Source organism: Aminobacterium sp. UBA4987, from assembly GCF_002396985.1.
GTDB classification, from domain to species: Bacteria; Synergistota; Synergistia; order Synergistales; family Aminobacteriaceae; genus Aminobacterium; species Aminobacterium colombiense.
The window spans coordinates 119,098-130,607 of sequence record NZ_DGZF01000006.1; the positions used below are offsets into that span (position 1 = coordinate 119,098).

At 43.4% G+C, this 11,510-nt stretch carries 6 protein-coding genes and 1 rRNA gene; 6 read left to right on the forward strand and 1 reads right to left on the reverse strand.

Translation table 11 applies throughout. The annotated features are described in order from the left end of the window. Nucleotides 1-3 precede the first annotated feature (3 nt). The 5 genes from glyS to ppsA are packed head-to-tail and all read left to right on the forward strand — an operon-like array spanning nucleotide 4 to nucleotide 8,797. Complete coding sequence (gene glyS / locus B2U56_RS03245; protein ID WP_286952273.1) at nucleotides 4-2,067, forward strand: glycine--tRNA ligase subunit beta; 2,064 nt, start codon at nucleotides 4-6, stop codon at nucleotides 2,065-2,067. Nucleotides 2,068-2,077: 10 nt separating this feature from the next. After that, nucleotides 2,078-2,881 (forward strand): pyruvate, water dikinase regulatory protein, encoded by an 804-nt coding sequence (locus B2U56_RS03250; RefSeq protein ID WP_286952275.1) that lies wholly within the window; start codon nucleotides 2,078-2,080, stop codon nucleotides 2,879-2,881. Between the two features lie 5 nt (nucleotides 2,882-2,886). Beyond that, nucleotides 2,887-3,702 carry a pyruvate, water dikinase regulatory protein gene (locus tag B2U56_RS03255; protein ID WP_286952277.1) on the forward strand — a complete coding sequence of 272 codons (816 nt, stop codon included), beginning with the start codon at nucleotides 2,887-2,889 and terminating at the stop codon, nucleotides 3,700-3,702. Between the two features lie 37 nt (nucleotides 3,703-3,739). Next, nucleotides 3,740-6,406 carry a pyruvate, phosphate dikinase gene (gene ppdK, locus B2U56_RS03260; RefSeq protein ID WP_286952278.1) on the forward strand — a complete coding sequence of 889 codons (2,667 nt, stop codon included), beginning with the start codon at nucleotides 3,740-3,742 and terminating at the stop codon, nucleotides 6,404-6,406. 15 nt (nucleotides 6,407-6,421) lie between these two features. Further along, nucleotides 6,422-8,797, forward strand: coding sequence for a phosphoenolpyruvate synthase (gene ppsA, locus B2U56_RS03265; protein WP_286952279.1), 2,376 nt, complete (start codon nucleotides 6,422-6,424; stop codon nucleotides 8,795-8,797). 83 nt (nucleotides 8,798-8,880) lie between these two features. Here ppsA and B2U56_RS03270 read toward each other — a convergent pair whose 3' ends face one another. Next, a complete protein-coding gene (locus tag B2U56_RS03270) occupies nucleotides 8,881-11,205 on the reverse strand; it encodes a transglycosylase domain-containing protein (protein WP_286952281.1) in 2,325 nt (774 codons plus the stop codon). A 243-nt stretch (nucleotides 11,206-11,448) separates the two neighbouring features. Between B2U56_RS03270 and B2U56_RS03275 the strand changes: the two genes are divergently transcribed. Next, nucleotides 11,449-11,510, forward strand: a 16S ribosomal RNA gene (locus B2U56_RS03275); the annotation flags it as partial.

Below are 11,510 nucleotides of genomic sequence, written 5' to 3' on the forward strand. Positions count from 1 at the left end.
GTCATGGCATATAAAAATCTTTTACTTGAAATAGGAACTGAAGAAATTCCATCACGCTTTCTTCCTGACGCATTAGAAACCATCGTAAGTTACGCTGAAAAAGAATTTGAAACAGCCCGCATTAAGCATGGACGGATAGGGGCATATGGAACTCCTCGCCGCATAGCTCTTACTATTAGGGATGTTCAGGAAAACCAGGAAGATAAAATAATGACCTATAAGGGGCCGACATGGGAGTCAGCCTTTGACGCCAATGGAAACCCAACTAAAGCTGCCATAGGATTTGCTAAGAGCAAGGGGGTTAACTACGAAGAATTAACCCATAAGGAAGTAGATGGGGTGCGTTATGCCTTTGCAGTCATTTCTGAACAGGGGAACCCTGTTCAGAATTTGCTTCCTCAAATACTAACTAATATTATGGGCCAGATTGTTTTTCCTAAGAATATGTATTGGCTTGATCCGACAATAAAATTTGCCAGACCTATTCGTTGGATCGTTGCCCTTCTCGATAAAGAAATAGTTCCCTTTACTTATGGCGGCATAGAAAGTGGCCGAACAACTAGGGGCCATCGCTTTATGGGATCCAGGAGCATTGATGTTGCCGATGCGTCAGAATTTATGGAAAAGCTATACGATAACTATGTTATCCTCGATCAGGAAAAACGAAAACAAAAAATGATTTCGGGCATAACCGCCCTCGAGAAAGAAATTGGGGGCAAAGTAGAACTTGACCCTGAGCTCGTTGATGAAAACCTGTATCTTGTAGAGTTTCCGATTCCCTTTTATGGTTCTTTTGACAAGAAATTTCTCGATATACCAGAGGAAGTATTGACGACAAGTATGAAAAAACATCAAAAATACTTTCCTGTACGAAGTGAAAACGGCAAACTTATGCCTTTCTTTGTAGGGGTAAGTAATAACAGGGCTACGAATATGGGGGTAGTGCGTGAAGGAAATGAACGGGTATTGCGGGCAAGGCTCGAAGACGCCGCATTTTTCTGGGCGGAAGATCTGAAAAAACCTCTTGCGGGATGTATAGAGGGGTTAAAGAGCATTGTTTACCAGGAAAAACTAGGGTCCCTTTACGATAAAATCAAAGCAACCCAGAAACTGGCGAAATATCTTTGTGAAAAACTTGGGTTTTTAGATGAGGCTAAACTTGTAGACAGAGCTGCCTTACTCTCAAAATGCGATTTGTTGACCAATATGGTGTATGAGTTCCCAGAACTTCAGGGAATTATGGGGCGTGAATATGCCCTTCGTAATGGGGAGCCGGAAAGAGTCGCAAAAGCTATTTATGAACAATATCTCCCAAAGTCCGCTGGCGACACTGTCCCATCAGATATCATAGGAGCAATACTTGGCATAGCAGAACGAATTTTTGTTATTGTAAATTGCCACAAGGTAGGTCTTCAGCCCACCGGTTCCCAAGATCCCTATGCTCTCAGACGGGCAGCACGATGTATTAACGAGATTATCTGGGGAGTCGATCTGGATGTAGATATTGCGGATCTTATCTCTCAAGCAGGACAAAATTTCGAGGTGCCTGAAAAGATACTAGAGCAATCCAGGAGTTTTTTTGAACAGCGGCTTCATGTACAGCTAAAAGAAAAGGGCTATGAGCACGATCTTGTGACGTTGGCTATTTCAGTTGTTGGACGCAAACCCTTGCAGGCCCTTCACTTTTTAAATGTTGTTAATAAGGTGAAGAATGAAGAATGGTTTGTGGACCTTGTTACAGCAGCGGTACGGGTTAGAAATATCTTATCAAAGGCAGAAGAGTACTCCAAAGATATCGCCCAGGAGCTTTTTCAGAAAAATGTGGAAAATGAGCTGTTTTTAGAAATGAATGAAATGACGCCATTAGTAGAGGATGCTTTGGAAAGATATGATTGGGACGAGCTGATGGTTCTACTATCGAGGCTTTCTCCACGCATCACGGCTTTCTTTGACGATGTTATGATTATGGATAACGACCTTGACATCAGGCAGAATAGATTAGCCTTACTTTCTCGCTGTAATAGTATTTTCAAAGAAGTTGGAGATCTGGGTGTCCTGAAAAACTAGGAGGGGGAAAATGAGCTCTCTGTCATTGTTTATAGTTTCAGACTCTACAGGAGAAACAGCGGAACATGTTTCTCACTCAGCTATGAGTCAGTTCGAGTCTTCCTTTAGTCAGGTTACCCGATTTCGCTATGTAGACTCAGAAGAAAAGGTGAAGGACATTTTACAACAGGCGGCGCTTGCCCGCCCTGTTGTTGTGTGTACTCTGGTGAATAGGAATTTAAGGCGGTCAATGGCCCTAAGAGCTCAGAAATTGGGGATACCTTTTGTGGATCTTCTTGGTTCCCTATTAGAACTTCTCGAGTTAAGGCTGGGGGAGGACCCCTTGGAATCGCCAGGACTGAATCGCCGTATGGATGAAGAGTATTTCAGGCGGGTTAAGGCTGTTGAATTTGCTATACAGTGTGATGATGGACGAAACCCACCGGCTCTTCCCATAGCGGATCTTGTTATATTGGGAGTTTCCCGAACGGGGAAAACGCCTCTTTCAATGTATATTGCGAATCGGGGATTCAAAGTGGCCAATATTCCGCTAATACCAGAAGTAGATCCTCCCCAAGAGGTTTTTTCCGTTCCCAAAGAGCGACTCATTGGCTTAGTTATAGATCCTTCAAAGTTAATACAAATACGAGAGGAAAGGCTGAAGCTTCTAGGGCTTGATCCAGCAGCTTCAGCCTATGCTAACAGGGAGAGAGTCAGACGAGAATTAGAGTACGCCAGTAATATAATGTCGCAGCTTGGCTGTCGCATCTATGATGTAACGGGTCGGGCAGTAGAAGAGAACGCACAGGAAATAATGGATTTTCTTCGGGGGTAGAATATATGCACGACATGAAAAAACAGGTTGAAGTTTTTGTGGTTTCCGATTTTACCGGAGAAACGGCGGAAAGCGTGGCACGGGCTGCTTCAAGTCAATTTGACCCCCAGAGCGTAAAATTACGCCGTTTTCGCTACATTAACAATATAGATAAGGCAAGGGAAATGCTGGAAATTGCATCTTCTAAACACGCCATTGTCATTTGTACATTTGTAGATAAGACTGTGCGCCATTGGGTCATTGAAAATAGCGACTCCTTGAACGTTGATGTTATAGATGTTTTTGGACCGCTGCTCAACACTCTTTCTGATATTCTGGATAAAGAGCCTCTTGAGAAGCCAGGGCTTTCCCATGTTATGGACGAAGAGTATTTTAAACGGGTCAAAGCGGTTGAGTTTACCATCAGCTGTGATGATGGCAGCAACACCCATCTTCTTCCTGAAGCTGATCTTATCATTATTGGAGTTTCAAGAACGTGTAAAACCCCTCTTTCAATGTATCTTGCCCATAAGGGCATTAAAACAGCGAACATTCCTTTGATCCCTGATCTTGCTCCCCCTGAAGAATTATTTGAAGTGGATTCTTCTCGGATCATAGGTTTAACTATAGATCCAAAGGCTCTCATAGATATCCGTCTTAAAAGGCTCGTTATGTTAGGTCTTGATTCAGAAGGTTCCGACTATGCTCAGACAGCCAAGGTTTATGAGGAACTGGCGTATGCAGATTCAATCATGAAAGCACTCGGCGTAAGAGTTTTTGACGTTACGGATCGTGCTCTTGAGGAGACCGCACAAGAGATATTAGCTTACATCAGACATTAGATCCCTCCAATATTTAGACGAGGAGGTGAGTAATGCTATGAGAGATAAAGTACCCAACAAGTATGTTTATGATTTTGAAGAAGGAAACGCCACAATGAAGGACATTCTTGGCAGTAAAGGGGCCAATCTTTCTCAAATGGTACAGAATGGAATGCCTGTCCCTCCCGGATTCATTGTGACAACTAAAGCCTGTGTGGAATTTTTAGAAGGGGAAAGTTTTTTAGTGGACAAAATTTGGCCGGATATACAGGAAGCAATTCTCAGAATGGAGGCTAAAACGGGCAAAAAATGGGGCAGTGGCCCCACTCCCCTTCTGGTTTCTGTGAGGTCTGGCGCCCCAGTTTCTATGCCAGGCATGATGGATACCGTACTCAACCTTGGACTCAATCGGGATACGTTGGAGTATATGGCAGAAGCCTCTCAAAACAGAAGATTTGCTCTCGATAGCTACAGGCGACTGATTCAAATGTTCGGTGAAGTTGTTGCTGGTTTGAGCCCTGATCTTTTTGAAAAAGTTCTCGATGAGGCCAAGAAAAAAAATAATTTACTATATGATTATCAAATTCCTGCCCAGATCCTTGAAGAAATTGCTGCGGCCTACCTTCACATTTATGAATCCCACACTCATTCTTCTTTCCCATATGACCCATGGGAGCAGTTAAAAATGGCTCTTACCGCTGTTTTTAAGAGCTGGAACAACCCAAGAGCTATTACATATCGCAATCTTCATAGTATTCCACATAATTTAGGGACTGCTGTTAGTATAGTCTCAATGGTTTTTGGAAATCTTAACGAGCAGTGCGGCACAGGTGTATGTTTTACACGAAACCCTTCCGATGGTTCTGCAGACCTTTATGGGGAATTTCTCATTAATGCTCAGGGAGAAGATGTAGTTGCGGGAGTACGAACCCCTATCCCCATATCAGAATTGCGCTATATGATGGCTGACATGTTTAATCAGCTGGTTGATATCACAGGGTCTTTAGAAAGGTTTTATAAGGATATGCAGGATGTTGAGTTTACTATTGAAAACCGTAAGCTCTACATTCTTCAAACAAGAAGTGGTAAACGATCAGCAGAAGCAGCAGTGAGGATTGCTCATGATATGGTTCAGGAAAACCTTATAGGTAAAAGTGAAGCTTTAACTAGAGTTACGCCACGGGAAGCAGAACTTCTTCTTCACAAACAGATAGGCAGCCAGGTGGATGTGCCTCTTGTAGCAGAGGGGTTGCCAGCGTCACCAGGAGCATGTTCAGGCATGATAGTGTTTTCTCCAGAGGCAGCAGTACAGTGGAATGATGAGGGAAAGAATGTTATTCTTGTACGCCCTGAAACGAGTCCAGATGATATTCATGGACTGGCTGTCGCGGAAGGTGTGGTAACAAGTCGTGGCGGAATGACAAGCCATGCTGCTGTTGTTGCCAGAGGTATGGGTAAACCTTGCGTAAGCGGTTGCGAAGAGCTTTTCATTGATGTGGATGAAAAGGTTCTTTACGGAGAAAGCCTGATCCTTAAAGAGGGGGATATTATTACGGTAGATGGAAGCAACGGTAGAGTTTATGCAGGAGAAGCCCCCCTTGTAGACTCAAAAATTACTAAAGAGCTCTCCGTTTTTCTTCAATGGGCAGATGAGGCGGCCTCTCTGGAAGTATGGGCAAATGCTGATACTCCCGAAGATGCCCGAAGAGCGAGGGAGTTTGGTGCTAAGGGGATCGGTTTGTGTCGGACGGAGCACATGTTTATGGCTCAGGATCGACTTCCTGTTATGGAGCATATGATAATGGCTCCTGATAAAGAAAGTCGCCTTAAAGACCTTGAACTTTTAAAGGAAATGCAGAAAAATGATTTTGCTGATATTTTTAGGGAGATGAGCGGCTGCCCTGTTATCATTCGCCTGTTAGACCCGCCTCTCCATGAATTTCTGCCAAAAGAAAACGTTGTACGACAAAAGTTGTTCGAGATGCAAAGGGAAAAGCAATCTCCAGCACAGAAGAAAAAAATTTTAGAAATGGAAGCAGTGCTCAAAAAAATAGAGATGCTTAAAGAAATCAATCCGATGATGGGATTCAGAGGGTGCCGCCTTGGTATCTTGCATCCTGAAATTTATGAAGCCCAGATTTGCGCTATTTTCGAAGCAGCTCTTTTGGTTCTAGGAGAAGAAATAGCTGTTTTCCCAGAAATAATGATACCTCTTGTCGGTCTCTCTGAAGAAATGGAAATATTCCGCGATATGGTAGACAGAATTGCCGAAGAGTACTATAAGAGTACAGGGGTTATTGTTGACTACAAAGTAGGAAGCATGATAGAAGTTCCCCATTCTGTATTGGTTGCTGATAAAATAGCGAAAGTTGCAGATTTTTTTAGTTTTGGAACGAATGATTTGACACAAGCGATTTTTGCGTATTCAAGGGACGATGCGGAGTCCAAGTTCCTACGGGCCTATTTACAGAAAGGTATATTGCAGGAGAATCCCTTTCATACCCTTGATCGAGAAGGCGTTGGAGAGATGATGCGTCTTTGTGTTAAAAAAGCAAGAGAAACACGACAAAACATGTCTTTGGGCATTTGTGGCGAACATGGTGGTAATCCAGAAAGTATTGCCTTTTGTCACATTATCGGCCTTAACTATGTCAGCTGTTCGCCCTTCAGGATACCAGTGGCAAGACTGGCAGCTGCTCAGGCTGCGCTGGGCTTCATTAATTAACGAGGAGGCAGTAAGATGGGAACACATAAGTATATCAGGTGGTTTTCGGAAGTTAATCGCAACGACATACCACTTGTAGGAGGAAAGGGAGCAAATCTCGGTGAATTGACTCAGAATGGGGTTGCTGTCCCTCCTGGGTTTTGTGTAATTGCAGGAGCTTACAGGGATTTTATCAGAATTTCTGGCCTCAATGCATCCATAGAGAACATAATTCGCAACATAGATTTTGAAAACACAGATGATCTTTCTGACAAATGCGGAGAGATCAGAAAGCTTATTATGGAAGCGCCCTTTCCCAAAGAAATTGAAAAAGAAGTAAAAGAAGCCTATGTTCAGCTTGCCCAAAAAACTGGATTGGAAAATGTACAGGTTGCAGTCCGAAGTTCTGCGACAGCTGAAGATTTGCCAGATGCTTCTTTTGCAGGACAGCAGGATACTTACCTTCATATTCGAGGAGCAGAAGAAGTTTTAAAACATGTTCAGAGATGCTGGGCTTCCCTTTGGACAGCTCGAGCGACCTATTATCGGGAAAAACAGGACTTCAATCACTTTGAAGTAGCCTTGAGCGCTGTAGTACAAAAAATGGTTAGAAGTGAGAAGTCTGGTGTTCTATTTACAGCTAATCCTGTTTCCAATGACCTCAATCAAATTATGATCAACGCAAGTTGGGGGCTCGGAGAAGCTGTTGTTTCTGGAGTTGTTACTCCAGATGAATTTATACTGGAGAAAGATCATCTCGATGTAGTGGAGAAAACAATATCTGAAAAGAACACCATGATCGTCGAAAAAGATGGAGATATAGGCACTGTAAAAGTTGCGGTTAAAGATTTTCTTGGGCCGGATAAGGTAAAGATGCAGTGCCTTACAGATATGGAAATAATAACCCTTGGTAAAGCTGGAAAAACAATAGAGTCCCTTTATAACGCTCCTCAGGATATAGAGTGGGCTCTCGACCAAGATACAAAGGAACTATATATTCTGCAGGCCCGTCCTATTACAACTTTAGCTAAAGGAGAGAGTTCTGTGGATCAGAACACAACCCCAAAAGAAACAAAGTTGAATGTCCTGGCAAGAGGTCTGGCGGCATCTCCAGGGACCGCAGTTGGAAAAGTTATCGTTATCGAGGATATAAATGAGATAGCGAGGGTAAAAGATGGCGACATCCTTGTGACGGGGATGACAAATCCGGACATGGTTCCTGCTATGCGGAAAGCTGCTGCCGTTGTGACCGATGAAGGTGGACGAACGTGCCATGCCGCTATCGTTTCAAGAGAACTGGGCATTCCCTGTATAGTAGGTTCGAAAAACGGGACGGCAGTACTTGCAGAAGGGATGCTTGTTACAGTTGATGCTACTCGGGGCGTTGTCTTTGAAGGTAACGTTGTACCCGAAAAGAAAGAAGCGGAAAAAGCTACTCTAGTTTCACCAGGTGCTCAAGCTCTTCCGATAGAAGAGCTTGTCCACCAGTTAGCGCCTATTACAGGAACTAAAATTTACATGAATCTGGGCGAGCCTTCTATAATTGACAGATATAAGAACCTTCCCTTTGATGGGATAGGGTTAATGCGTACGGAATTTATATTTACCAATATGGTTGGTATACATCCTATGTATCTTGTTAAGACAGGGCAGGGAAAGCTTCTTGTAGATAAAATGTCTGAGGGAATAACCACAGTAGCCCAGGCTATTTACCCCCGTCCAGTCGTAGTGCGCATGAGTGATTTCAGAACAAATGAGTTCAGAGGACTTAAAGGCGGGGAAGAAGTTGAGCCTGTAGAGAACAACCCAATGATTGGTTGGCGTGGTGTTTCTCGGTACATTTCCTCTGAATATGAAGCGGGGTTCAGACTTGAATGTCAGGCAATGCGCAAAGTCAGAGAAGAGTACGGCCTCATAAACGTCTGGATGATGCTTCCTTTCGTTCGAACTACATGGGAGCTTGAAAGTGTCATGAATATCCTTCGTTCCGAAGGTTTGGAGAGGAGTTCTTCGTTTAAAATCTGGATCATGGCAGAAGTTCCGTCAGTTGTGTTTGCTGCGGAGGAATTTGCCCAGATGGTTGATGGTTTCAGCATTGGAAGTAACGACCTGACACAGCTCATAATGGGAGTTGACAGAGATTCAGGCATATTGAACAACATGGGATACTTTGATGAAAGGAACATTGCAGTGCAGCGTGCTATTCGCACATTGATCCAAGCGGCGCATAAGCATGGGAAAACATGCTCCATCTGTGGACAAGGGCCATCTCTCTATCCGGATTTTGCCGAGTTCCTTGTAAGAGAAGGAATAGACAGCATGAGTGTCAATCCTGATACTGTAGCCTATACGAGAAAGCTTGTAGCAGGAGTAGAGCAGCGTATTATTCTTAACAGTATTCGAAACAGATAGAATAGACATTCGTAGAAAAAAGGGCAGAACCGAGTTTTTCGGTTTTGCCCTTTTAATTTTTGAGTTGCATCTTTTATACGGCTTTAGTTTGTAATGCCGTATTGCTTTAGAAGGTCCTGGTAGCGTTCCTCGATTGTTTGGGCAGGGCTGGGATCGTCCTTGTACGGATCTTGCTCTCCAACAGGGATAACTGATTTTTGTGCTGGTTTGTGCGATAGTTGCGATTTTTCCTCAACAGTTGAAGACACCTTCACCTCTATATCGGAACCGGCGAGAGAGAAAGGAATATCTCCATCTGGGAATTTGGCATAAGTATAGTAATGTTCCTCGTCTTGAGGAAGAAGATAAAGTCTTGGAGCCAAGGAGTCATTTTGACAGGCAAAGATATCTCCTCCATGGATAGGACATGTGGTTGTAGGAGTCGATCCTGCTGGCAGAAGCAAGGTTGCGGCTGAACAGCCAGGAGCGGCTAAAAAACCAGTTTGCCTGCATACTCGAACAGCTTCTACTGCAAGACCCTGAGGGATATCAAAGGCCTGCGGAAGGTGAAGCACTTTAACAGCCTCGCTCATAAAACTCTTCCACACTGGTACTGCAATAGCACTTCCAGTTGCATTTCTACCAAGGGCTTTATGGTCATCATTTCCTGCATAGACAATAGTGACAAGGCCAGGAACACCTCCTGCAAACCATGCGTCGCTATACTCATTTGTAGTTCCAGTTTTACCGAAAGTTTCCCATCCGGGGATAAGGGCATTTCTTCCTGTACCAGCTCGAACCGCATCTTCCATGAGAGAGCGAATAACAGTTGCTGTGACAGGAGAGATCCCTTCTCGTATCTCTGGCTTATGGAATTCAAGCACGTCTCCATTCCCTGATCGAATTTCACGTATCATCAAAGGAGAAACAACATGACCTCCGTTTGCAAAAGTTGAAAAGGCAGTAGCCATTTCTAATGGTGTTACACTTGCGGTTCCAAGAGCAATCGATAAATCATGAGGCAAATGGGAAGAAGTAATTCCTGTGCTTCGTGCCATCTTTATAATATTGCTAACACCTGTAATATCGGCCATGCGTACCGCCACCGTATTATAAGAATGAATGAGAGCGTCGAGAACGGTCACTTCCCCGTGAAATTTTTGGCCATAGTTGCCAGGCTCCCATGTTTTTTCTTCTCCCGGGACATCATATGAGAGGGGTGCATCAAGAAAATGATCAGTAGGCATAATGCCTTTTTCCAGAGCAGCAGCAAAGACGAAGGGTTTAAAGGCAGAGCCAGGCTGACGATAAGCCTGAGTAACCCTGTTAAATTTGCTTGTTGAAAAATCTTTTCCTCCTGTGAGGGCTAAAACTTCTCCTGTGAGAGGATCCAGTGCAACAAGAGCCCCTTGGCTTTTCAACATCTTGATCGCATTATCAGCTTTTTCCTGCAGATCCAGGTCAATAGTTGTGTATATCTCCATACCGCCGCTATATACAAGATCAGCTCCATAGGTAGGGAGGAGGTGATTAATGAGCAAGTGTGAAATAAAATAAGGGGCCTTGTTAAATTCTGTAACTTTATTTGGGACATGCTTTAAGTTAATTTCTTCAATATATGCTTTTTCTTTTGTTTCACTATCGATCCATCCGAGGTCTACTAAACGGCCGAGGACATATCCTTGGCGTTTTTTGGCGTTATTTATATTGTTGAGTGGGCTATACCGTTCTGGAGCAGCTATTAGACCTGCGATAACAGCAGATTCAGAGAGGGTAAGATTTCTTGATTCCTTACCAAAATAAGTTTTAGCTGCTGTCTCTATCCCCCAGGCGCCATGTCCAAAATATATGGTATTGAGATACATTTCAAGGATCTTATCCTTCGAGAAAAGCTGTTCCATGCGAATGGCGAGCATAATCTCCTTTGCTTTCCTTTTAATGGTCTTTTCCTGGGATAAGAAGAGATTACGAGCTAATTGCTGGGTAATAGTGCTACCTCCCTGGCGGGCTCCCCGATGGAGAATATCAACCATTAATGCTCTTCCAATGGCAGTAACTCTTATCCCGCCATGCTGATAAAAAGAGGAATCCTCTGCAGCTAAAGTACATTTTAGTATCCATGGAGAAATATCTTTCAATTGCACAGGTCTTCTATTCTCAGTAAATAATCGTGCTATAATCTCGTTATCTCTGTCATAAACCGTACTTGCCACGTTTTCTTTGTGAGCAAGTATTTGCGATGTTGATGGGAGCTCTTCAGATATTTCTTTTATATAAAGAGCTCCAAAAACAAAAACAACGGCAATGCCTGCCGCCATTACCAATAGAACTAAAAAAAGTATTTTTCGGATAAGATATAAACCGCCAGATTGTGGGGGTTGTTTCCCGTCACGCTTTGCAGCGTTTAATTCGGGTTTTTTTCTCGTCATATTTAAAAACCTCCTCCAAACAACATGTTACCTAGTATAAATGTATTTTCAGGAGACTGCATCTTGTTCATTGACGGAGAAATTATATCATCTCAAAAGATTTTTTATAAAAACTTTAAAAAGGGCTTGCATTCCCTTCAAAGGCATGGTATATTTTTCGCCGTTGCCAGTTAGGGCAGCGATCGTTACGAAGCTTGAAAAGAGAATACAGTGCGCAGATGTAAAGCGAGCCAATTTAAGTAATTTATGGAGAGTTTGATCCTGGCTCAGGACGAACGCTGGCGGCGTGCTTAACACATGCAAGT

Coding starts and splice junctions, on each gene's coding strand:
- glyS (WP_286952273.1), top strand. CDS start 4: ATGGCATATAAAAATCTTTTACTTGAAATAGGAACTGAAGAAATTCCA.
- B2U56_RS03250 (WP_286952275.1), top strand. CDS start 2,078: ATGAGCTCTCTGTCATTGTTTATAGTTTCAGACTCTACAGGAGAAACA.
- B2U56_RS03255 (WP_286952277.1), top strand. CDS start 2,887: ATGCACGACATGAAAAAACAGGTTGAAGTTTTTGTGGTTTCCGATTTT.
- ppdK (WP_286952278.1), top strand. CDS start 3,740: ATGAGAGATAAAGTACCCAACAAGTATGTTTATGATTTTGAAGAAGGA.
- ppsA (WP_286952279.1), top strand. CDS start 6,422: ATGGGAACACATAAGTATATCAGGTGGTTTTCGGAAGTTAATCGCAAC.
- B2U56_RS03270 (WP_286952281.1), bottom strand. CDS start 11,205: ATGACGAGAAAAAAACCCGAATTAAACGCTGCAAAGCGTGACGGGAAA.